Annotated in this window: 20 protein-coding genes; 8 read left to right on the top strand and 12 right to left on the bottom strand. The window is 61.7% G+C overall.

What is annotated here, in order from left to right:
- Position 1 precedes the first annotated feature (1 nt).
- The 3 genes from ACN0S5_RS01210 to ACN0S5_RS01200 all read right to left on the bottom strand — a co-directional run bounded on the left by ACN0S5_RS01210 (position 2) and on the right by ACN0S5_RS01200 (position 2,985).
- Positions 2-1,243, bottom strand: coding sequence for a cytosine deaminase (locus ACN0S5_RS01210; protein WP_417205203.1), 1,242 nt, complete (start codon positions 1,241-1,243; stop codon positions 2-4).
- A gap of 78 nt (positions 1,244-1,321) precedes the next feature.
- Complete coding sequence (locus tag ACN0S5_RS01205) at positions 1,322-2,089, bottom strand: lysophospholipid acyltransferase family protein (protein WP_417205201.1); 768 nt, start codon at positions 2,087-2,089, stop codon at positions 1,322-1,324.
- A 23-nt stretch (positions 2,090-2,112) separates the two neighbouring features.
- Complete coding sequence (locus ACN0S5_RS01200) at positions 2,113-2,985, bottom strand: MurR/RpiR family transcriptional regulator (RefSeq protein WP_417205199.1); 873 nt, start codon at positions 2,983-2,985, stop codon at positions 2,113-2,115.
- A 143-nt stretch (positions 2,986-3,128) separates the two neighbouring features.
- Here ACN0S5_RS01200 and ACN0S5_RS01195 point away from each other — a divergent pair, with 143 nt between their 5' ends.
- The 8 genes from ACN0S5_RS01195 to ACN0S5_RS01160 all read left to right on the top strand — a co-directional run bounded on the left by ACN0S5_RS01195 (position 3,129) and on the right by ACN0S5_RS01160 (position 11,139).
- Positions 3,129-3,875 (top strand): N-formylglutamate amidohydrolase, encoded by a 747-nt coding sequence (locus ACN0S5_RS01195; RefSeq protein ID WP_417205197.1) that lies wholly within the window; start codon positions 3,129-3,131, stop codon positions 3,873-3,875.
- Positions 3,863-4,384 carry a TRAP transporter small permease subunit gene (locus ACN0S5_RS01190; protein WP_417205195.1) on the top strand — a complete coding sequence of 174 codons (522 nt, stop codon included), beginning with the start codon at positions 3,863-3,865 and terminating at the stop codon, positions 4,382-4,384. Before ACN0S5_RS01195 ends, ACN0S5_RS01190 begins: the two co-directional genes overlap by 13 nt.
- Positions 4,384-5,709, top strand: coding sequence for a TRAP transporter large permease (locus ACN0S5_RS01185; RefSeq protein ID WP_417205192.1), 1,326 nt, complete (start codon positions 4,384-4,386; stop codon positions 5,707-5,709). The genes ACN0S5_RS01190 and ACN0S5_RS01185 overlap by 1 nt, the downstream gene beginning before the upstream one ends.
- Positions 5,710-5,773: 64 nt before the next feature.
- Complete coding sequence (locus ACN0S5_RS01180; RefSeq protein WP_417205190.1) at positions 5,774-6,811, top strand: TRAP transporter substrate-binding protein; 1,038 nt, start codon at positions 5,774-5,776, stop codon at positions 6,809-6,811.
- A 72-nt stretch (positions 6,812-6,883) separates the two neighbouring features.
- The gene (locus ACN0S5_RS01175) at positions 6,884-8,248 is read left to right on the top strand and encodes a glutamine synthetase family protein (RefSeq protein WP_417205189.1); all 1,365 of its coding nucleotides are present in this window, start codon (positions 6,884-6,886) and stop codon (positions 8,246-8,248) included.
- Positions 8,245-8,625 (top strand): VOC family protein, encoded by a 381-nt coding sequence (locus ACN0S5_RS01170; RefSeq protein ID WP_417205187.1) that lies wholly within the window; start codon positions 8,245-8,247, stop codon positions 8,623-8,625. Before ACN0S5_RS01175 ends, ACN0S5_RS01170 begins: the two co-directional genes overlap by 4 nt.
- Positions 8,622-9,989, top strand: coding sequence for an aldehyde dehydrogenase family protein (locus tag ACN0S5_RS01165; protein WP_417205185.1), 1,368 nt, complete (start codon positions 8,622-8,624; stop codon positions 9,987-9,989). Before ACN0S5_RS01170 ends, ACN0S5_RS01165 begins: the two co-directional genes overlap by 4 nt.
- Before the next feature lie 4 nt (positions 9,990-9,993).
- Positions 9,994-11,139, top strand: coding sequence for an iron-containing alcohol dehydrogenase (locus tag ACN0S5_RS01160; protein WP_417205183.1), 1,146 nt, complete (start codon positions 9,994-9,996; stop codon positions 11,137-11,139).
- 197 nt (positions 11,140-11,336) lie between these two features.
- Here ACN0S5_RS01160 and ACN0S5_RS01155 read toward each other — a convergent pair whose 3' ends face one another.
- The 9 genes from ACN0S5_RS01155 to ACN0S5_RS01115 form a co-directional block, all read right to left on the bottom strand.
- Positions 11,337-12,626 carry a PQQ-dependent sugar dehydrogenase gene (locus tag ACN0S5_RS01155; RefSeq protein ID WP_417205181.1) on the bottom strand — a complete coding sequence of 430 codons (1,290 nt, stop codon included), beginning with the start codon at positions 12,624-12,626 and terminating at the stop codon, positions 11,337-11,339.
- A gap of 373 nt (positions 12,627-12,999) precedes the next feature.
- The gene (locus ACN0S5_RS01150) at positions 13,000-14,967 is read right to left on the bottom strand and encodes a sigma-54-dependent Fis family transcriptional regulator (protein ID WP_417205180.1); all 1,968 of its coding nucleotides are present in this window, start codon (positions 14,965-14,967) and stop codon (positions 13,000-13,002) included.
- A gap of 104 nt (positions 14,968-15,071) precedes the next feature.
- Entirely contained in the window at positions 15,072-15,560 is a 489-nt protein-coding gene (locus ACN0S5_RS01145) for a hypothetical protein (protein WP_417205178.1), read from the bottom strand.
- Between the two features lie 249 nt (positions 15,561-15,809).
- Complete coding sequence (gene katG / locus ACN0S5_RS01140; protein WP_417205176.1) at positions 15,810-18,011, bottom strand: catalase/peroxidase HPI; 2,202 nt, start codon at positions 18,009-18,011, stop codon at positions 15,810-15,812.
- Positions 18,012-18,118: 107 nt separating this feature from the next.
- Positions 18,119-19,690, bottom strand: coding sequence for a GMC family oxidoreductase (locus ACN0S5_RS01135; protein WP_417205175.1), 1,572 nt, complete (start codon positions 19,688-19,690; stop codon positions 18,119-18,121).
- A gap of 13 nt (positions 19,691-19,703) precedes the next feature.
- Positions 19,704-20,228 (bottom strand): Twin-arginine translocation pathway signal, encoded by a 525-nt coding sequence (locus tag ACN0S5_RS01130; RefSeq protein ID WP_417205173.1) that lies wholly within the window; start codon positions 20,226-20,228, stop codon positions 19,704-19,706.
- Between the two features lie 26 nt (positions 20,229-20,254).
- A complete protein-coding gene (locus tag ACN0S5_RS01125) occupies positions 20,255-20,650 on the bottom strand; it encodes a VOC family protein (protein ID WP_417205172.1) in 396 nt (131 codons plus the stop codon).
- Between the two features lie 127 nt (positions 20,651-20,777).
- Positions 20,778-21,821, bottom strand: a complete 1,044-nt coding sequence (locus ACN0S5_RS01120) for an NAD(P)-dependent alcohol dehydrogenase (RefSeq protein WP_417205170.1) — start codon at positions 21,819-21,821, stop codon at positions 20,778-20,780.
- Between the two features lie 67 nt (positions 21,822-21,888).
- Positions 21,889-23,520 carry a molecular chaperone GroEL gene (locus tag ACN0S5_RS01115; protein ID WP_417205169.1) on the bottom strand — a complete coding sequence of 544 codons (1,632 nt, stop codon included), beginning with the start codon at positions 23,518-23,520 and terminating at the stop codon, positions 21,889-21,891.
- Between the last annotated feature and the right edge of the window lie 58 nt (positions 23,521-23,578).

The following is a 23,578-nucleotide window of genomic DNA, read 5'->3' as shown; positions in this document are numbered from 1 at the left end:
GCTAAAACCCGACGGACAGGGCGCAGCGGGCAGGCTCTGTCCGTGCCACCACCCGCCCGTTTGAGATCACCGCCAACCGCGCGGGCCGCAGCCGCAACGCCTCTATCGGGTCGGGCGCGTCCAGCACCACAAGGCTGCCGCGCTTGCCCGGGTGCAGCCCGAAATCCAACCCCATGACCTGCGCGGGCGTCTCTGTCACCATCTCATACGCTGCGCGCATCTGGTCCGGGGCCGTCATCAGCGCCACATGCAGCCCCATATGCGCCACCTCCAGCATGTCGCCAGAGCCCAGCGGATACCAAGGGTCGCGCACGCAATCCTGACCAAAGGCCACCGTCACCCCCGCTGCGCGCAGTTCCGGCACGCGGGTCAGCCCGCGCCGCTTGGGGTAGGTATCCATCCGCCCTTGAAGGGTGATGTTGATCAGCGGATTGGGGATCGCCGCCACCTGCGCCTCGGCGATCAGCGGCAGCAGCTTGGCCACAAAGTAGTTGTCCATCGAATGCATCGAGGTCAGATGCGACCCGGCCACCCTGCCCTGCAACCCCAGACGGATCGTCTCTGCGGCCAGTGTCTCGATATGGCGGCTGAGGGGATCATCGCTTTCGTCGCAATGCAGATCGACCATCAATCCCCGATCTGCCGCCAGTTCACAGGCCGCCTGCACCGATGCCGCCCCCGCCGCCATCGTGCGTTCGAAATGAGGGATGCCGCCCACGATGTCGACACCCGCATCCAGCGCGCGGATCACCTGTTGTTCCGCGCCCGCAACGCGATACCAGCCGTCCTGCGGAAAGGCGACCAGTTGCAGGTCCAGCACCTCGCGGACATGCTCGCGCACCTCCAGCAGCGCCTCGACGGTGCGGAAAGTCGGATCGGTCACATCGACATGGCTGCGGATGGCCAGAACGCCACGACCCACCGCCTGCCGGCAGTATTCCAACGCGCGGGCCACGATCTCTTCGCGCGTTTGCTGCTGCTTCAACTCGCCCCAAAGCGCGATCCCTTCCAGCAGCGTGCCAGAGGCGTTCACCCGTGGCCGTCCATAGCTGAGCGTCGCATCCATATGGAAATGCGCATCGACAAAAGGCGCGCTGATCAGCTTGCCCCGCGCGTCGATGACCTCACCGGCCTCACCTGCAATATCCGCTTCGACCGCCGTGATGACACCGCCCGAAATGGCGACATCCGCCTGCGTGCCATCCGCCAGAACCCCGCCCTTGACCAGAATGTCGATGTCCATGCCCTGCGTCCCTGAATCTTGTCCCGTTTCGTCAAACCCTAGCAGAGGCGCACTGTCACCTCGACAGGCTATACTGCCCTACGGCCCCTCGAACACCGCCAGCATCGCGGCGCGGAGCCGGTCGACATCCTCATCCACGGATGCGGTCAGGTCGCAGACAAAGGGCGGCAGGACATCCACCCGGATGGTGCCGCTGCGCGGCACAGACGCGCCACGCGGCAACAGCAGGTCGGAATCGTGGATCACGATCGGGCGAATGGTCCTGCCGGTCTCTCTGGCCACCAGAACTGCGCCCGCCTTGAACGTTCCCAAAGTGTCGGTCCTTGCGCGCGTGCCTTCGGGGAACAGCACCACCGAGCGTCGCGCGGGCATCGCCGCCACCGCCTCGCTCAGCGTGTCCAAGGCCAGTTTGCCGCTCTTGCGGTCAATCTCGACCAGACCGGCGCCGGTGAACCCGGTGCGCAGCAAGGGGGTCTCAAACAGTTCTTTCTTGGCGGCAAAGGTGAACCACTTGCGATCCGGCACAACATCCATCAGCACAAAGCCGTCCAGATGGCTGCGGTGATTGATCACGATAAGACTGTCGGAGTCCTCGCCAAGCGCCAGCCTGTCAGCCGCCGACATGTCCGCCCGGACGCTCAGCAACCATAACAGCCGCGAACAGGCGCGTTTGACCAATCGCCAATACCACCCGGCAAAGCCCCGACGCCGGGCGCAAAGCAGCGGCACAAAGGCGATGACCCCGAAATAAAACGGCCCCAGCAGGACCAGAACCGTGCGTTTGATCACCCGCAGGGGCAAGGGGTCGATTGCGGCGCTTGCGGCCTCGCGTCGCGCGGGTTTCATCGGTTCCCCTTTTCAGGACGGGTTCAGGTAAATTTCCGGAACAGCTTGGTCTGGTCGAATATCTCTTCCAGTTCTTCCATCCGCCCTTTGGTCTGGTCCCAGTTAAGCGACTGGATCGCCGATATCATACTTTCGACCAAAAGCATCGGGGTGGCCAGAGAATCCCACGCCGACGGCACAATGATCCGGCTGGTCAGGCTGATGTCCGCAAGCCGGTGCACCGGAGAGCGCCACTGGTCGGTAAACAGAATGATCTTTGCCCCGCGTGCGCGCGCCATCTCGGCCAGCTTCAGGGTGTTGTTTTCATACCGTCTGACGTCAAAAATGATAAACACGTCGCCCGCTTCGGCATTCAGCAGGTAGTGCGGCCATGTGTTCGAGGTGGACTGCACATGGGTCAGGTTCGGGCGAATGACCTGCATGTGCAGGAACAGGTATTCGGCCAGCGTGTGGGTGATCCGGCCGCCGACAATATACAGATGCCGATTCTGATCGGCTGCCCATGCACAGGCCTCGTCAAAGGCGGCCGGGTCGATATGCGCCAGCGTGTTGCGGATGTTGTCGATCACCGCATCGGTGAAGCGGTTCAGGATATGCTCGGACGGCGCGGCCCCGGCCCATGTTTCGTGTTTGGCTATCGGCCCCTTGGCGATAGCCCCCAGTTCGTCCCGCAGGTCCGCCTGAAAATCCGGATACCCCTTGTACCCCAGCTTGTGCACCATGCGCGCCACGGTGGGCACCGAGACATTGGCCCCCTTGGCCAGCGCCGCAAGCGGGCCAAGACCGGAGGCCGGATAGTTTTCCAGTATCGACAGCGCCAACTGCCGCTCCGCACGGGTCAGGTCATCCAGCCTTTCCTGAATGCGATCCGATATGGTGCGGTCTTCGTCGGTCATTGGCAGCCTCTCATATTTGACTACAAAAATATCAGAACATACCGGCCTGAGATAAATCTTTCACAATTCTGTTGACAGGAGAGCGGCTTGGCAAGAGTTTTTCCCAAGTAGGAGCGGCGATGAATCACCGGAACGATACCTTGTTGAGCGATCTAGTCGATGTTCGAAACGCACAGTCGACGACCCCGGTGGTTGTCGTGTGCGAACATGCCAGCGCGCATATTCCTGCGTCTTTTCAAAATCTTGGCCTGCCCGCCTCGGCGCTGCTCAGCCATGTGGTCTGGGACCCCGGCGCTATGGCGCTGGCGACAAAAATGGCCGATCGCCTGAATGCCGTGCTGGTAGCCTCGAAAACCTCGCGTCTTGTCTATGACTGCAATCGCCCGCCAGAGGCACCGGACGCCATGCCCGCACGCAGCGAGGTAGTGGACGTGCCGGGCAATGCCAACCTGAGCGACGCACAACGCGCCGAACGTGCGGCCACCTACTATGCCCCATTCAGAGAGGCGCTGGCCGCCACCTTGCAAGCCAGAACCGCGCCGGTGCTGGTGACTGTTCACAGCTTTACGCCTGTCTACCACGGCCAGGCCCGCGACGTTGAAATCGGCATCCTGCACGACAGCGATGCGCGTCTTGCGGATGCCATGCTGGCCCTGACAGCGCAGCATACCACCTGCGACACCCGCCGGAATGCTCCTTACGGGCCCGGCGACGGCGTGACCCACACGCTCAGGGAACACGCGCTGCCCTATGGATATCTCAACGTGATGCTGGAGATCCGCAATGATCTGCTCGCGGACGACACAGACCAGACGGCGATGGCGCAGACCCTGTCCGAGTGGGTGTCACAGGCACTGACACAGATCGAGGCCGAAACATGCAATCCCTGATGCGCCGCTTCATCCGCGTCGTGGACGCCATGAACCACCGCATCGGGCGGATCATGATGTACGGGATCTTTGTGATGATGGCGATATTGCTGTGGTCCTCGATCTCGAAGACCTTCTTTCTGCCGTCGCTCTGGACGCTGGAAATGGCGCAGTTCGCCATGGTGGCCTATTACATGCTGGGCGGACCGTATTCGATCCAGATGGGATCGAACGTGCGGATGGACCTGATGTACGGCGAATGGTCGGATCATCGCAAAGCACAGATTGACGCGATGACGGTGCTGTTCCTGATCGTCTACCTGATCTTTCTGCTTTGGGGTGGCTGGGAAAGCCTGATGTATTCGCTGAAATACGGCGGTGAGCGCAGTTCATCGGTCTGGCGGCCCTACATGTGGCCGATCAAATCCATCATGGTTCTGGGCATCTTCCTGATGCTGTTGCAGGCCATTTCCGAGTTCTGCAAAGACGTCCTGCGCATTCAAGGGCACGACATGGGAGACAAGCTCTGATGTCGTATGAACTGATTGCCGCACTGATGTTTTCGTCGATGATGCTGATGCTGCTGACCGGGCAGCGGGTGTTTGGCGCCATCGGCTTTGTCGCGGTGATTGCCGCGTTCTTCCTCTGGGGGGATCGGGGCGGCTTTGACCTTGGGTTTGCCGCCGCGATCAAGCTGATGAAGTGGTATCCGCTGCTGACGTTGCCGATGTTCATCTTCATGGGCTACATCCTGTCGGAATCCCGCATCGCTGATGACTTGTACAAGATGTTCCACGTCTGGATGGGCGGCCTGTCCGGCGGGCTGGCGGTGGGCACCATTGGGCTGATGGTGCTGATCTCGGCCATGAATGGCCTGTCCGTCGCGGGCATGGCCATCGGGGCGACCATCGCCCTGCCCGAGCTACTTAAACGCGGCTACGACAAACGCATGGTGACGGGCGTCATCCAGGCGGGATCGTCGCTGGGTATCCTTGTGCCGCCCTCTGTGGTGCTGGTGCTGTATGCGATGATTGCGCGGCAACCCGTGGGTCAGTTGTGGCTGGCCGGTGTGGTGCCGGGGCTGATGATGGCGGCGATGTTCGTGGTCTACATCGTGATCCGCTGCCGCCTGAACCCGGCGCTGGGGCCGATCCTGCCGCCCGAGGAACGCGCCATGCCGATGGGCGAAAAGATCCGTCTGCTGGGGGCTGGTCTGCTGCCGCTGTTCATCTTCTTTGCGATGATGGTGCCGTTCGTGAATGGCTGGACCTCACTGGTCGAAAGCTCTGCCATCGGCGCGATTGCCGCCTTTGTGGCGGCCGTGCTCAAGGGACGCATGACGCGCGAAGTGTTTGAGACAAGCGTTCGCAAAACGCTGGGCATCTCCTGCATGTTCATGTGGATCATCCTTGCGGCGCTGGCTTTTGGCGCGGTGTTCGACGGGCTGGGCGCGGTCAAGGCGATTGAATCGCTGTTCACCGAGAAACTGGGTCTCAGCCCGTGGATGATCCTGATCCTGATGCAGCTCAGCTTTATCCTGATGGGCACCTTTCTGGACGACACCGCCATGCTGGTGATTGTCGCGCCGCTGTACGTGCCGCTGGTGGGCGAGTTGGGCTTTGATCTGATCTGGTACGGCGTGCTTTATACGATCACGACTCAGATTGCCTACATGACGCCGCCGTTTGGCTATAACCTGTTCCTGATGCGCGCGATGGCCCCGCCGGAAATCACGCTACGCGATATCTACGGATCGATCCTGCCCTTTGTTCTGGTGATGATTGTCGCGCTGGCCACCATCATGACCTTCCCGGAACTGGCCCTTTGGCTGCCGGGCTACGTCTACGGAAATTAACAACCCAAGAGATCCCGGCAGCGGGACGCATTTTGAGAAGAGCTTCAACAGAGAGGACACGACCATGACCACCAGACGTAAGTTCCTGACCACCGCCGGGATCGGCGGCGCCGCCGCCCTTGCCAGCCCCACCGTCGTCAAGGCGCAGTCCGCCATCAAATGGCGCTTTCAGACCTATGCGGGCGGCGCATTGGGCGAACATGTGACCAAGCCGGTCATCGACTACATCAACGCCAACTCCAACGGCGAGCTTGAGGTCGAACTGTTCTACGCCGACCAGATCGTGCCCACCGGAGAGTTGTTTCAGGCACTCCAGCGCGGCACCATCGACGGTGTGCATTCGGACGACGACTCGATGGCCTCGCCCACGCCGCTGCGCCAGTTCGGTGGCTATTTCCCCTTTGCGACCAAGCACATCCTCGACGTGCCGGTGCTGTTCAACCAGTATGGCCTGAAAGAGATCTGGGAAGAGGAATACGCCAAGGTCGGCGTCAAATGGCTGTCGGCTGCGGGTCAGGACCCGTGCAACTTCAACACCAAGAAGGAAATCACCAGCGTCGCCGATCTGGACGGGCTCAAGCTGTATACCTTCCCCACGGCGGGCCGCTTCCTGTCCAAGTTCGGCGTTGTCCCGGTCAACATCCCCTATGAGGACGCCGAGGTTGCGGTGCAAACCGGCGAGTTGGACGGCATGGCATGGTCCGGCATCACCGAGGATTACACCGTCGGCTGGGCCGATGTGACCGACTACTTCCTGACCAACAACATTTCCGGCGCATGGATCGGATCGTGGTTCGTCAATGAGGAACGCTGGGCCGAATTGCCCGATCACCTTAAATCCGTCGTCATGGCGGCGACAGAGGCAGGACACACCTACCGCAACCAGTGGTATTGGGGTGGCGAAGCGGCCCTGCGCGCCAATGGCGACAAACTGGCGCTGCGGTCCGTCCCTGCCGGTGAATGGGCAGAGGTCGAGGCCGCCGCCAAGGAGTTCTGGGAAGAAGTGGCCGAAGAAGGCGAAGTCCACCAGAAGATCGTCAACATCTTCAAGGAATACAACGGCGTCATCAATCAGGCGGGCGCGCCGTACAACTTCGAATAAGCGATCCCATAACACGACCAAATGCACCCTCGCTTTTGCGGGGGTGCTTCACCATGAAGAGGGCATGACGACATGGCTGGAAATCTGACGTTCGACGGTCTCAAAGAGGCCGTGGCAAGCGGCACAATCGACACGGTTCTGGCCTGCTTTCCCGATATGCAGGGCCGCCTGATGGGCAAACGGTTCCATGCGGTGAACTTTGTCGAAACCAGCTTTAAGGAAACGCATTGCTGCAACTACCTGCTGGCCACCGATCTGGAAATGGCCACGCCAGAGGGCTATGCCGCCTCCAGTTGGGAAAAGGGCTATGGCGACTATGTCATGGCGCCGGACCTGTCGACGATCCGCCTGCTGCCTTGGCTTGAGGGCACCGCCATGGTGCTCTGCGATATCCTTGACCACCACACCCACGCGCCGGTGCCCCATTCGCCACGCCAGATGCTGAAAACCCAGATCGCCCGGCTCAAGGCCCTTGGCTATGACGCCATGATGGCGACCGAGCTAGAGTTTTTCCTGTTCGAACAGTCCTTTGACGACATCCGCAAAGGTGGCTTCCGCGATCTGACCCCGATCAGCGGCTACAACGAAGATTATGCCATCCTGCAAACCACCAAGGAAGAAGGCGTGATGCGCCCGATCCGCAACCACCTGTTTGCTGCCGGTCTGCCGATCGAGAATACCAAGGGAGAGGCCGAGGCCGGTCAGGAAGAGCTGAACATCCGCTACGCCGAGGCGCTGGCCTGTGCCGACCATCACACCATCGCCAAGAACGCCGTTAAGGAAATCGCATGGCAACACGGGCGCGCGGCCAGCTTTTTGCCGAAATGGCACCATGACAAGGTCGGCTCGTCCAGCCACGTGCACCAGTCGCTCTGGCAGGACGGCGAACCGGCGTTCTACGACAAATCCGCCGATCTGGGCATGTCGCAACTGATGAAACACTACATGGCGGGTGTGATCGCCTATGCGCCGGATTACACCTTTTTCCTCGCCCCCTACATCAACAGCTACAAACGCTTTGCCAAAGGCACCTTTGCGCCGACGAAAACGGTCTGGTCCGTGGACAATCGCACCGCCGGGTTCCGGCTGTGTGGCGAGGGGTCCAAAGGTGTGCGCGTCGAATGCCGCATCGGTGGCTCAGACCTGAACCCCTATCTGGCGCAGGCCGCCATGCTGGCCGCCGGGATCAAGGGGATCGAGGACAAGATGGACCTTGCGCCGCCGACACGCGGCGACATCTATGAAGACGCCAAGGCGCAGGACATCCCGCAGACCCTGCGCGCCGCCACCGAAACCCTGCGCGGATCGGCTTTTCTGCGGGAGGCCTTCGGCGACGGGGTGATCGACCATTACACCCGCTGCGCCGAATGGGAGCAGGAAGAATTTGACCGCGTTGTGACCGATTGGGAAATCGCGCGCGGCTTTGAACGGGCATGAAGGCCCTGCGCGCCACACCGTCCTTGCCGGTGGCGGACATTGATGCCGCGCGGGCGTTTCTGCGCGATTGTCTGGGGTTTGACGTCTCGCACCGGGACGACCGCAGCGCCTATTGCCACCTCGACGCCGCCACGGTGCGCCTGATCCACGCCTCTCCCGATGCCGATATGGATGACCCGGCCCGCCAATTGGTCTTGTACATCGATGTCGATGACGTAGAGGCGTTCCATACGGCGCATCAGACCGCGCTGGAGGCCCTGCCGCATGATCATTTTCGCGCCCCGTTCGACCAACCTTACGGACAGCGCGAACTGCATGTCATCCATGGCCCGTTTCTGTTCATTCTGGGTCAACCCGTCCACAAGGAAACTCTATGATCCGCTGTATCTCTCCCATTGATGGCTCGGTCTATACCGAGCGTGACACCCTGAGCGCCGACAGCGCCCGCGCAACCGTTCAGAGGGCCCAGGCGGCACAATCCGCATGGGCGGCCAGACCGCTGGCGGAACGGATCGCTCTGGTGCAGGCCGGCGTTGCCAAGATCGGCGAAATGAACGACGAAATCGTGCCCGAACTGGCCCACCAGATGGGCCGCCCGGTCCGTTACGGCGGCGAATTCGGCGGTTTCAACGAACGCGCGACCTATATGGCAAAGATCGCACAGGACGCGCTGGCCGATATCGAGATCGAGAACAGCGACAGCTTTCGCCGGGTGATCAAACGGGTGCCCCACGGGGTCGTTCTGGTCGTGGCCCCGTGGAACTATCCCTACATGACGGCCATCAACACGGTCGCCCCTGCCCTGATCGCGGGCAACACGGTGGTGCTGAAACATGCCAGCCAGACGCTGCTGGTCGGTGAACGTCTGGCGGCCGCGTTTCACGCCGCCGGTATACCGGAGGACGTGTTCCAGAACGTGTTTCTGGATCACCAGACAACCAGTGACCTGATCGCCGCGAAATCCTTTGGCTTTGTGAACTTCACCGGCTCTGTCGGGGGCGGCAAGGCGATGGAACGCGCCGCCGCAGGCACCTTCACCGGCGTCGGGCTGGAACTGGGCGGCAAGGACCCCGGCTATGTCTGCGACGACGCCGATCTGGACGCCGCCGTCGATACGCTGATTGATGGCGCGATGTTCAACTCGGGGCAATGTTGCTGCGGTATCGAACGGATTTACGTCGCCGAACAGCACTTTGACGCCTTCGTCGCAAAGGCCGTTGCCATCGTCCGGGGGTACAAGCTGGGCAATCCGCTGGACCCCGAGACAACGCTTGGCCCGATGGCGCACAAACGCTTTGCCGATGAGGTCCGCGCCCAGACCGCAGAGGCGATTGCCGCCGGGGCCATCGCACATATCGACACCTTCGCGCAGGATGACGGCAGCGCTTACCTGACGCCGCAGATCCTGACCAATGTCAGCCACGACATGCGCGTCATGCGTGACGAAAGCTTTGGCCCCGTGGTCGGCATCATGCCGGTCAAGGACGATGCCGAGGCGATCCGCCTGATGAATGACAGCGACTTTGGCCTGACCGCCTCCATCTGGACCCGCGATGCCGCGCGGGCAGAGGCGATTGCCGACCAGATCGAAACCGGTACGGTGTTCATGAACCGCGCCGACTATCTTGATCCCGGCCTGTGCTGGACCGGCTGCAAGGACACCGGTCGCGGCGGTGGTTTGTCGATCATCGGCTATCACAACCTGACCCGCCCCAAATCCTACCATCTGAAAAAGGCCTGAGCCGATGACACTTACCGCAAACTGGTCTTACCCCACCGCCATCCGGTTCGGTGCGGGCCGCATTTCTGAAATCGCCGCGGCCTGCGCCGCCGCCGGGATCACCAAACCCCTGCTGGTGACAGACCGTGGCCTGAAGGACATGGCGATCACCACAAAGACGCTGGATCTGCTGGAGGCCGCCGGTCTGGGCCGTGCGATCTTTGCCGATGTCGACCCCAACCCCAACGAAAAGAACGCCGAGGCCGGTGTGCGCGCCTTCCAAGACGGGGGCCATGACGGTGTTGTTGCCTTTGGCGGCGGTTCCGGCCTTGATCTGGGCAAGCTGGTGGCCTTTCTGGCCGGGCAAACCCGCCCCCTGTGGGACTTTGAGGACATCGGCGACTGGTGGACCCGCGCCGACGCCGACGCCATCGCCCCCATCGTGGCAGTGCCCACAACGGCAGGCACCGGGTCAGAGGTGGGGCGCGCGTCGGTCATCACCAATTCGGAAACCGAGCAGAAAAAGATCATCTTTCACCCGAAATTCCTGCCGTCGGTGGTGATCTGCGATCCGGAACTGACCGTGGGGATGCCCAAGTTCATCACCGCGGGCACCGGGCTGGATGCCTTTGCCCATTGTGTCGAGGCGTTCTGCTCACCGCATTATCACCCGATGTCGCAGGGCATCGCGCTGGAAGGGATGCGGCTGGTCAAGGACTATCTGCCCCGCGCCTATGCCGATGGCACCGATCTGGAGGCGCGCGCGCAGATGATGTCCGCCGCCGCCATGGGCGCGACCGCCTTTCAAAAGGGTCTGGGCGCAATCCACGCCCTGTCGCACCCCATCGGTGCGATCTATCACACCCACCACGGCACCACGAACGCGGTCTGCATGCCTGCGGTCCTGCAATTCAACAAACCCGCCATTACCGGCGTCCTGACGCAAGCGGCCAACTACCTTGGCATCGACGGCGGGTTCGACGGGTTCTGCGGGTTTGTCGACGATCTGAACGACAGCATGGGCATTCCCAAGTCGCTCGCCGGTCTGGGGATTGAGAACCCCGATATCGACCGCATCGTGGCGGGGGCTTTGACGGACCCCAGCACCGGCGGCAATCCGGTAGAAATGACAGCAGAGAACACCCGCGACCTGCTGTTGCGGATCGTCTGAACGTGACCGCCCTTTGACCGCCCATGGGCCGCCCTCAACAGGGGGCGGTTGCCGTCAGGGCGGATCATGACCACCTGCGGTCGTCCTCTGGCGCAAAGCCGGGGACGACCGCCAGATTACATGTCCCGCACAAGGCCTGCCACCATGCGGTTTGGCCCGCAGGTCACACACCCTAGCGCAGATGGAACAGAGCCGACCTACGCGCCCGTCACCCGCCAGATCACGTCACCCACGTCATCCGCCATCAGCAGCGACTGTCCGTCGGCCCCGATCGTCACGCCGACCGGACGGCCATAGGCAATCTTTTCATCGTCGGACAGGAACCCGCTGAGGATGTCACGGGGCGGCCCACTTGGCGCGCCGTTTGTGAACGGCACAAAGATCAACTTGTAGCCGCTCAGCTTTGAGCGGTTCCATGATCCATGCTGTCCGATCACCATGCCATCACCGAAACCGGGCAAGGTACCTTCGGGCATCCAGCACAACCCAAGCGACGCCGTGTGCCCGCCCAACGCATAATCCGGCGTGATCGCGCGGGCGACCAATGCCGCGTCCTGCGGCACCCGGTCGTCAACGGTGGCGCCCCAATAGCAATAGGGCCAGCCGTAAAACCCGCCATCCTGCACAGAGGTCAGGTAATCCGGAGGCGTCTCATCCCCCAGACCATCGCGCTCATTGACAACGGTCCAAAGAACCCCGGTTGTCGGTTCCCATGCCATGCCGACGGCATTGCGCAGGCCCGACGCAAAGATACGGGCGTTTCCAGTCTCGACATCCAGTTCCCAGATCGCCGCGCGACCCTCTTCGACCGCCATGCCCTGATCCGCGATGTTCGACAAAGACCCGACGCCAGCATAGATCTTTGAGCCATTCGGCGACACGATCAGGCTGCGTGTCCAGTGCCCATGCGGTTTGAATTCCACCAGTTTTTGGCCGGGCCCATCCAGCGATGTGGCATCCGGCGTGTAGTCGAAAGACACAATGCCATCGGTGTTCCCGAGAAAGAATTTGGTCCCGATCAACGCCATGCCAAAGGGCTGGTTCTGGTTCTCGACAAACACGTCGCGGATTTCGGCGACGCCGTCACCATCGGCGTCACGCCACAGCGAAACACGGTTGGCGCTTTCGCCGATGGCCTTGGCCCGTCGCATGGTGGCCTGCGCCGCGTGGTCCATCAGGGTCTTGGGCGGTCCTGCCTGCTCTTTCGATTCCGCCACAAGGACGTCACCGTTGGGCAGGACCTCGATCCACCGGGGATGTTCCAGCCCGGTTGCAAACGCGTTGACCTTGAGGCCGGGCGCGCATGTCGGGACATGACCGTCCTTCCAGCCTTGGGCAACGGGCATCTTCAATGTCATGATACCCTGCTTCTTGGCATCCGGAATTTGCGGTTGCGCACCGACAGCCTGATGAGCAGGCGATCCCATGCGGCGCAAGAGCGCCACCGTTCCACCAACCAATGCGGTCGCCTTGGCAATTAGTTCCATATCTGGCCTCCAAGCTGATCAACGTCCAACCTAGCGTCGGTCCGAAAACCGAAACAACACCTTCTTGTCCATGCCGATAGGTCTGACGCGAAGCCCCGATGTGCAGCCCGGCAACCGGGATGTCCAGCAAAACCCTGCGGATTTCGGATGTTGTCCGCGCAATGTGAAAAGATCCGCATCCAAGGCGTGCATGCCGCGATGGCATACGCCCCCTGCCCGACGTCAAAGGATCAGAGCGGTTTGGGGGGGCATTGTTGCGCGCGGCGGACATGTTCGGCCCGAACCGCGGTGCCCGACCTGCCAACGCCGTCTGGTGGCTTTGGCAAAGGCGGTGCCCCATTCATTGCGGACACCGTCGCCGGTATTGGTGCCGTCAGGTCTTGCGGATGTGATACCGCTTCATCTTTCGGTACAGGGTCGGACGGGAAATGCCCAGAACCGCAGCCACCCGTGTCAGATTGCCGTTCTCGGCAATGATGGTACGGCGAATTGCGCTGGCTTCAATGCTTTCCAGATCGCCCGAATTGCCGCCAAGGATATGTTCCAGAGAATCCACGTCGCTGCCTTCGTAATCCTCTAGGATTTCTGGCGGCATGTCCCGTTCCGTCACCACGTTGTCCGTCTTGACCAGATAGAACCGCTGGATCACGTTGCGCAGTTCACGCACGTTGCCCGGCCACTTGTAGCCTTTCAGTTTCTCCAGCGCCTTATCGGTAAAGATGATCGGCGGGCGGTTGGTTTCCGCCGCAAAGATCGCAGAGAAGTGGTGGACCAGATCGACAACATCATTGCCACGCTCGCGCAGCGGCGGCACCTCGATCGTCATCACGCTGATGCGATAGAACAAGTCGCGGCGAAAGTTCCCATTTTCGATCTCGGTCCGCAGATCGCGGTTTGTCATCGCCACCAGCCGCACATCGACCGGGCGTCGCTGGTTGTCGCCGACCCGGTAGATCGCGCGCTGCTCCAGCGCCCGCAACAGGTAAGGCTGCAATTCGATGGGCATATCGCCGATCTCGTCCAGACACAGCAGACCCTTGTTGGCCAGTTCGAACTTGCCCACCCGTCCACCGCGCGTCGCACCGGTGAAAGCACCGTCGGCATAGCCAAAAAGCTCGGCCCCGATCAGGTCACTGGAAATGGCGGCGCAGTTGACCGGTACATAGGGCGCCTTGTCGTTCGGCAGCCGGTCATGGATCAACCGGGCAAACAGTTCCTTTCCGACCCCGGTTTCGCCGTGGATCAAGACCGACACATTGGCCATCGCGGCCCGTTCCGCCAGCCCGATTGCGTCGATCATCTTCGGCGACGATCCGACGATCTGGATCTGCTCCTCGGCCACATTTGCCCTCGGCTTGATCTTGCAGGTCTCTCCGGTCTGTCGCGGCAACTTGCGCTTGTCCTTGAGAAACAGCGCCGCGCCGCGAAATACGCCTTCGAGTTTCAGTCGTTCAATGCCCTCGGCCTCGACGTTGAGCGGCAAGAGTTTCGGTATGTCCTGATCGGACAGCCCTTCGAGTTTCGGAAGCAGCTTGTGCCCGACCGACAGTTCCCGCGCGCTGCGCAGCACACCATCTTCGAGCCCCCGGCGAAACAACACCCGCCCGGTCTGATCCACCAGCACCACGCTGTCGTGGGCGCGGCTGTAATCGGACATCAGAAAAGCTTCGAGCAATTGCGTGCGTTCCGCCTGCTTCTGCTCGGCCAGCGCGATCTCGATTTCCCGCGCCATCGCCAGCACCAGCGCCACATTGTGCTGCTGAAAGATCTGCGGCGGGCCGGACAGATCGACCACCCCGATCACCATCTGGGTCAGGGGATCGTGGATCGGCGCGCCGGCGCATGTCCACGATTGCACCCCCTCGACAAAATGTTCGCTGGCATGGACATAGGCCGGTTTTCCCGTCCGCAGGACGGTCCCGATCCCATTGGTGCCGATCATGTTTTCGTTCCAGTCGCCACCGATCTCCAGATGGATTTCCTGCCCTTCGTCCAGCACGTGTTCATCGCCGATGGCGTCGATGATGACCCCCTGATCGTCGGCAAGGATCAGGATGGTCTTGGCTTCGACAAGATGCGGTTCCAGCCGCTTGAACGCCGAAGACGCCGCCATGCGCAGGGCGGCATTCCGTTCGCGCCGCAGGAATATCTGGTTCTCGTCGACAATCTTGCGCGAGGCAGGAATGCAGGCATCGACCCCCAGTTCCATGCTGCGTTTCCAGGAATCCAAGATCTCTTCACGGACATTTACATGTCCGTCGTCGACCACTGTCCCGGAGGACACAAAGCGTTCCCATGCGTGACGGGTGTCGGTTTCCGAATAGCTGGAGTTGTCAGGCAATCACTCGGCCCTCTTGCTTTTCGATCCTGTTGGGTTGGCTTTTTTCAAAGCCGGCACATCGTTTCCTTTTAACTCGTTACGCCAGACGGCAAGAGGACAGGTGTTCAGTCCTCCGCCGGAACAAGCAGAGATTCCAGTTCCGCAGCAAGATCCACATCGGAAAATGACTCTGTCAGCTCCGCTTGGTCAAGATGTCCAATAAGGTCACGCGTCTCTGGATCGACCGGAGAAAAGAACCCGTTTTCCTTGGTACACAGCACAAAACGTTTGGACATGAAGTTGCCACGGATCTCTCCCAGCATCTGAAGCTGAAGGCCGCTGGATTTGTCGACCAGAACAACGCGGTTGTTCAGGCTGACCTTGACATAGGGTTCAGGGACATCGACCCGGTTGCGCGCCTTGAGATCGTGGATGATCAAGCCGTCAGGCTTGGGCGCTTCCTTGCGCCGCGCCTCATTGGCGCGCATCTGGGAATAGCCGCCGCCGCTGATCTGATCAGCCAGCTTGCGTATTGTACCCACGTTTTCGGACAACAGACGCTTGGCCTTCACGTCTTCCAGACGCGGACCATCGCGTTTTGAAAAAATGTCCACCACCGTTTCCTCCCGTTGCAAGAACCTACCAAGCAGGCAGGTCAATTTCCATTGTTAAAAGCGACATGTATCTTTCGGGGACACATGCCCGATCTTGATACTGTTGCGGTCGCCGTCTCGAACCGAGGCGTTTTTCCCGCCACGATCAACGGGTTCCCGAACCTCGAAGGGACCGAGGGCCGGCAAACCGGCCCCCGATATGTTCAGAAACTGAACACGTTTTTATCGACAGACCCTGAAAATGCGGTCTCAGATCAGGTCGAACCGGTCCGCATTCATCACCTTGGCCCAGGCAGATGCGAAATCCTGCGCGAACTGCCGTTCATTGCCCCGGCATGCATAGACCTCTGCCAGCGCCCGCAATTGCGCGTTGGAACCAAAGACCAGATCGACGCGCGAGGCGGTCCATTTCTTGGCCCCGCTGGCGGGGTCACAGCCGTCGAACACCCGTTCGCCGCCATTGACCGGCACCCATTCGGTGTCCATGTCGAGGATGTTGGCGAAGAAGTCGGTGTTGAGCGTTCCGGGACGGTGCGTCAGCACGCCCAGGCCCGACTGGTCATAGGTCACGCCAAGGCTGCGCAATCCACCAACCAGTGCGGTCATTTCCGGCGCGCTGAGGCCCAGAAGTTGCGCCTTGTCGATCAGCAGCGCCTCCGCCGGGACGGTATAGGCCGCCTTTTCGTAGTTGCGGAAACCGTCGGCGATTGGCTCCATCGGATCAAAGGACGCGGCGTCTGTCTGCGCCTCTGTGGCATCGGTCCTGCCGGGCGTGAACGGAATGTCGATATCCTGCTCACCGTCGCGGGCGGCCTCTTCGACAGCGGCATTGCCCCCGAGGACAATCAGATCGGCCAGTGAGACTTTCTTGCCGCCGGACGCGCCGCCGTTGAAATCCGCCGCAATGCCGCTGATGACATCCAGAACGCGGGAAAGCCGGGCCGGTTCGTTGACTTCCCAGTCTTTTTGCGGGGCAAGACGAATGCGGGCGCCATTGGCCCCGCCGCGCTTGTCCGATCCGCGGAACGTCGAGGCAGAGGCCCATGCCGCCCAGACCAGATCCGTCACCGACAGGCCCGAGCCGAGGATTTCGGCCTTCAGTTCGGCAATGTCCTTGTCGTCGATCAGCGGGTGATCGACCGCCGGAACCGGGTCTTGCCAGATCAGGTCTTCGGACGGCACCTCTTTGCCCAGATAGCAGGCTTTGGGGCCCATATCGCGATGGGTCAGCTTGAACCAAGCGCGGGCAAAGGCCTCTGCAAAGTCGTCGGGATTTTCGTGGAACCGCTTGGAAATGGGGCCATAGACCGGGTCCATCCGCATCGCCATGTCCGCGGTGGTCATCATCACCGGCACCTTGCGGCTTGATCCATCCACCTGAGGCGCGTGGTCAATGTCGCGCAGGTCCTTTGCGTGCCAGATATGCGCGCCCGCGGGGCTTTTCGTCAGATCCCAGTCATAGCCGAACAACACGTCGAAATAGCCGTTGTCCCATTGCGTCGGGTTTGCTGTCCACGGCCCTTCGATGCCAGAGGTGGTGGTGTCCACACCCCTGCCCGTCTTGTGGCCGTTTTTCCAGCCAAAGCCCATGTCCTGCAACGGCGATGCCTCGGGTTCGGCGGAGACCAGCGCCGGATCGCCCGCGCCATGCGCTTTGCCAAAGGTATGCCCGCCGGCGACCAGCGCCACGGTCTCTTCGTCGTTCATCGCCATCCGGCCGAATGTCTCGCGGATATCGCGGCCAGAGGCGATGGGATCGGGATTGCCGTTCGGCCCTTCGGGATTGACGTAGATCAGGCCCATCTGCACGGCGGCCAGCGGGTCTTCAAGTTCGCGGTCGCCCGAATAGCGCGCATCCCCCAGCCATTCGGTCTCTGTCCCCCAGTAGATGTCTTCCTCGGGTGCCCAGACATCCTTACGCCCGCCAGCAAAGCCGAAGGTCTTGCCCCCCATGCTTTCGATGGCGACATTACCGGCAAGGATCATCAGATCGGCCCATGAGATCGCGTTGCCGTATTTCTCTTTGATCGGCCACAACAGCCGCCGCGCCTTGTCCAGATTGCCATTGTCGGGCCAGGAGTTCAGCGGCGCAAACCGCTGCGTGCCGGTCGATGCGCCGCCGCGCCCGTCGGCGGTACGGTAGGTCCCGGCGCTGTGCCACGCCATGCGGACGAAGAGCGGACCGTAATGGCCATAATCGGCGGGCCACCAGTCCTTGCTGTCGGTCATCAGCGCCGTCAGGTCGGCCTTGACCGCGTCCAGATCCAGCGCCTTGAACGCCTTGGCATAGTCGAACCCGTCGGGCATCGGATCAGAGGCTGGTCCATGTTGATGCAGGATCCGCAGGTTGAGCTGGTTCGGCCACCAGTCCCGGTTGCTGCGTCCCGCGACATTTGTCGCGCCGTGCATCACGGGGCAACCGCCCCCCTGACGCATGTCATTCCCGTCCATTGTGTCACTCTCCCTTGTTCGGAATTCATGGTTTGGCTCATGTGCCAAAGCGCATTAAGGCGGCGCCCCGACTGACGGGGCACCGGTCTCTTGCGGATACGGCCCTCTCAGAGGGTCTGACGGTTCAGTTCCGAGGCGATGAAATCCGCCTGCCGAATGGCCAGCGCCACGATGGTCAGCGTCGGGTTTTCCGCCGCCCCTGTGGTGAACTGGCTGCCGTCCGACACAAACAGGTTGGCGATGTCATGGGTCTGGCCATGCGCATTGACCACCCCGTCGCGTGCGTTTGCCGACATCCGGTTGGTGCCCAGATTGTGCGTCGACGGATAGGGCGGCGTCGGAAAGACCCGCGTCGCGCCCACCGCCTCATAGACCGCGATACCCTGCTTGTAGGCATGGCTGCGCATGGCGATGTCATTGGGGTGATCGTCAAAATGCACGTCGGCCACGGGCAATCCGTGCTGGTCGGTCACGCCATGGTTCAGCGTGATGCGGTTGGTCTCCTGCGGCATGTCCTCACCGACAATCCACATCCCGGCCATGTTCTCATAGTGGTCGAGCGCGGTTGTGAACTCACGCCCCCAACCACCGGGATCAAGGAAGGCCGCCATGAACGGCAGTCCCAGCGCCAGCGTTTCCAACTCATAGCCACCGACAAACCCACGTGACGGATCGTTGACCGCCTCGTCCTGAATGATGCCCGCCATGGTGGTGCCGCGCCACATGCGCACCGGCTTGTCAAAGGTGGCATAGACCGAACCGGTCACATGCCGCATATAGTTGCGCCCCACCTGCCCTGAACTGTTGGCCAGCCCGTCCGGGAACATCGACGAGGCCGAGTTGAGCAGCAGACGCGGGCTTTCGATGGAGTTGCCCGCCACGCAGACGACGCGCGCCTTTTGCTGCTGCTGGTTGCCATCGGCGTCGACATAGACAACGCCTGTCACCTTGCCTTGCTGGTCATGCTCGATCCGCATCACGTGGCACCGCTCGCGCACCTCCAGATTTCCGGTGGCTTCGCCGCGCGGAATGTCGGTGTAGGCGGACGACCATTTGGCCCCCCACTTGCACCCCTGAAAGCAGAACCCCGTCTGCTGGCAGGCCAGCCGGTCGTCGTTGTCGGCGGAATTGATCGCCATCCGACCGGTATGGACCTTTTCATAGCCCAACGCCTTGGCGCCTTTTTCAAAGACCTTGTAGTTGTTGTTGCCCGGCAGACCGGCGCGGCCATTGGTGCGCGTCACGCCCAGCTTGTCCTCGGCCTTGGTGTAGTAGGCGTCCATCTCGCGCGGGTCGATCGGCCAGTCCAACAGGTTTGCGCCCGGCACATCGCCATAGGTCGTCCGGGCCTTCCATTCATGATCCTGAAAGCGCAGCGAGGCCCCGGCCCAGTGGGTTGTGGTGCCGCCCACCGCCTTGACGATCCACGCGGGCAAGCCGCTGAAATCCTTGGCCACGCGCCAATCGCCCGAGGTTGTCCGGGGATCGGTCCAGGCCAATTGGCCGAAACTGTCCCATTCGTCGTTGATGTAATCCTCGGGCAGATAGCGCCCGCCCGCCTCCAGCGCGACCACCGAGACGCCCTTTTGGGCAAGCTCATTGGCCAGCACACCGCCACCGGCGCCGGTCCCGATGATGACAACGACGTTGTCATCGTTCAGATCAAAAGGTGCAGTCATTGCTCAAACCCCCTCAAAGCCAATTGATGTCGTCAAAGCCACGGTCGATGTAGCCGCCTTGGGAAAAGCTCTCGCCCTCGTATCCGAAGATCGGCCAGACAGCCTTTTGGTTATAAAGACCCGTCACAAGGCCGCCCCGGATCTGCTGGAAGAAGGGGCTGCTTTCCATGCCGCGCAACAGGTCCACCCGGTCGCGTTCCCAGCCGACATCAATGTAGTTCGCATACCCGATGCCGGTTGCAGCCGCGTTCAGGGCGGCAATTCCGGCCTCTATTGCGGCGGCGGACTCGGCGGTGTCGTAGCCTTTGACCGCGATGGCGTAGAATTCATCCGCCACCTGATCATGCGGATAGATATCGCGTGCCATCTGGATCAGCGTCGCCATGGTTTCCGGCTTCAGATGCTCGACCTCGACCGCCCAGTTGGCGGCCTTGGCCTGTCCGGCGACAAAGCCGGTGCCGATGGCAAAACTCGCTCCGAACATGGCGCTTTGCGACAGCAGCTGGCGACGTGTCAGTGTTTGCTTGCGAATTGACATGGTGTCCTCCTTTTTCTTGATTGCGCCTATTGGAAGCGACCGGCCCTTTGCAGGACCTCGATTTCGTATCCGTCCGGGTCCTGAACGAAGAAGAAATGGGCCAGCGTCTGGCCGTCATGTTTGAAATCGACCAGCTTGCGCGGGGACAGTCCCGCCGCCTCAAACCGGGCATGTTCGGCGGCGACGTCCTCGACACTGACAGCCAGATGGCCGTAGCCGTTGCCCAGATCATAAGGCTCGGTCGTGCCCTTGTTGATCGTCAGTTCAAGCTCAAACCCGGTCTCGTCATTGGACAGATAGACAAGGGTGAAGCCGTCGAAATCGATCCGGTCCGCGACGGTCAGACCAAACGCCTTTTGGTAAAAGGCGACAGAGCGGTCCTCGTCCAGCACACGGATCATGGAATGTATTGCTTTGGCCATGATGTCCTCGGCGGTTGGGTGGATTGGGGGCCCTGCGGCAAAGACAGGGAGGAGCGGGCCGCAGGGCAGACGCCCTGGTCAGAGGATTGGGTCCACCAGGGCGCATCTGGATGCTGAAAGCAGGAGATCAGGGAACGATCACACCGCGTCCGGTGAACTTGCGGTCCTTGAAGTCCGAAATCGCCTGATTGATGTTGGCGAGGCTGTATTCGGTCTGGTGCATCTTCACCAAGCCGTCGGCGTTCAGCTCCATCAACTCGACCAGTTCGACGAAATCGCCCACAAGGCTGCCGCCGATCTTGATCTCATTGGCGACCAGTTCCAGAGTCGGCACCTCGACCGTGCCGCCGTAGCCGACCATGATCAGTTCACCGCCTTGGCGCAGCAGCTTCCAGCAGATGTTCTCGGTGCCATGCTCGCCGACGAAATCAATCGCCACATGCGCGCCGCCGCCGGTGACCTCCTTGACCTGCTCAATCAGATCCGGGCCGCCGTCCAGAACGATATCGGCCCCCAGTTCACGGGCCAGCGCCTGCGCGGCAGGTTCACGGTCGACCGCGATGATCCGCGCACCGGAGGTGTGTTTGAGCACCTGAAGCGCGATGTGGCCCAGCCCGCCAATGCCCAGCAGCAGAATGTAGCCGCCGGGATTGACCAGCTTGGCGGCCTTCTTGGCGGCGCGGTAGGCGGTGATGCCCGCATCGGCCATGGGGGCCACGGACAGCGGCGTGATGCCGGTGTTCAGCTTGATCAGGGATTTTTCGCTGGTCTTGAAATACTCGGCAAAGCCGCCGTCCAGACCAAGGCCCGGAAACAGCCCGTGGTCGCAATACATGTCGTGCCCGTAACGGCAGTTCAGACAGATACCGCAACTGTTGAACGGGTGACAGATCACCGCGTCGCCGGGTTTGACAGAGGTTACGGCGCTGCCGACATCCTCAACCCAGCCGGCATTCTCATGGCCCAGCGTGTAGGGCAACAGGCTGCCTTCGCCGTCCATGATATCCTTCCAGACCCCTTCGATGATATGCAGGTCGGTGCGGCACAGTCCGGCCGCACCGACCTTGACGATCACCTCATTGGGGCCGGTGATCGTGGGGGCACTCACCTCTTCGATCCTGAGTTGGACGTTCATCGCCGGATCGTATTCGTATAGTCTCGCTGCTTTCATGATCTCGTTCCTTCAGTCTGATCGGACCGGTCCCGCACTGGACCGGCCCCGTGGTTGCAGAGAGGGGTCAGGCCCGGCCAAGCAGTTCGGCACCGCCACCGCGCGCGGGGCCTTCGGTCGGATCGGCCTCACCTTCGTCGAGATCGCCAACAAGGGTTTCGGTCGTCAGGATCAGGGTGGCGACAGAGGCGGCATTGACCAGCGCGCTGGCGGGCACACGCGCCGGGTCGATGATCCCCGCCTCGTACATGTCGCCAAAGACGCCCGTCGCCGCGTTGTAGCCATGTCCCGGCGCGCCTTCGACCACGGCCTGCGCGACCGAGGCCACGTCCGCCCCGGCATTGCGCGCGATCCGACGCACGGGCTCGGTCAGGATCGACCGGACAAGCTGAATGCCCTTGGCCACGTCGCCCAAGGCATCAAGACTGTCGAGACAGGACCCGATCTGCGCCAAGGCCGTGCCGCCACCGGCGACCACACCGTCCTCAGCCGCCGCCTGCACCGCGCAAAGCGCATCCTCGATCAGCTGGATCGTCCGTTTTTGTTCGACCGGGGTAAATCCGCCCGCATAGATGATGGCACTTCCGCCGGTCAGTTTGGACAGGCGCTCGCGCAGCTTGTCCTTGTCGATGTTCGGCGGCGCGTTATCATGCTGACGCTGCACCTGATTGCGACGGGCGGTGATGGCATCAGGATCGCCCTCGCCCCGCAGGATCGACGTGCCAGAGGCGTGCGACCGTACGGTTTCCGCCCCGCCAAGCTGCGCACGGGTGACATTTTCGATCTTCTTGCCCAGATCGCGCGCCAGCACCTCGCCGCCGGTCAGGATGGCCAGATCGTCCATCATCGCGGTGCGCCAGTTGCCGTATTCCGGCGGATGCACGATCAGGTATTTCCCTGCCCCGCCGTTTTCCAGCAGTTTGACCACCACCTCGGGCGCGATCTCTTCGGCGACGATCAGCAGGGGGCGGTTTTCGCCATCCGCGATAGAGATTGCCTGATCCAGAAGCTCGGGCTTCAGGATTTTCTGATCGGTCAGCAGGATCAGCGGATTGCGCAGCACCGCTTCCATGTTTTCGCGGTCGGTGACCATGTGATGCGAGATATAGCCGCGCTCAAAGGACATGCCTTCGACCACTTCCATCGTTGTCTCGATGGTCACGCCGAAGTCGGCAGAGATCACGCCATCGCGGCCCACGCGGCTATAGGCCTCGGCCACCAGTTCACCCAGCTTGGGATCGGTCGACGACACCCGCGCCACCGCCTCCAGGTATTCGGGGTGATCGTCACAGCTAAGCGATGAGGCATCAATCGCGGCAACTACCCGCGACACGGCAAGGTCGATCCCCTTGCACAGGTCCACAGGTTTCGCGCCAGCGTCGGTCAGGTCGACGCCGCGCTGGATCAGCGCGTTGGCCAGCACGATCGCCGTCGTCGTTCCGTCACCGGCCACGTCGTTGGTCTGCATCGAGACCTCGCGGACGACCTGCGCGCCCATGTTTTCAAACCGGTCACGCAGCGCGATCTCGGACGCGATGCTGACACCGTCGCGGGTGACAAGCGGTGTGCCCACCGGGCGGTCGATCATCGCGTTCAGCCCCTTGGGGCCAAGGGTCGGCTCCACCGCCGCGGCCAGCCGGGCAACGCCGCGCGCCAGACAGTTGCGGGCAACCTTGCCATGTACCATCAGTTTAGCCATATCTTCCTCCTGCGCCGCGGGGCCTTACCCGGGCGTCCTCCCTAAAGTTTCTCGGTAT

Origin of the sequence: Antarctobacter sp., from assembly GCF_048262615.1 — a bacterium.
Taxonomy (GTDB): domain Bacteria; phylum Pseudomonadota; class Alphaproteobacteria; order Rhodobacterales; family Rhodobacteraceae; genus Antarctobacter.
This window is presented reverse-complemented; position numbering and strand designations above follow the sequence as displayed.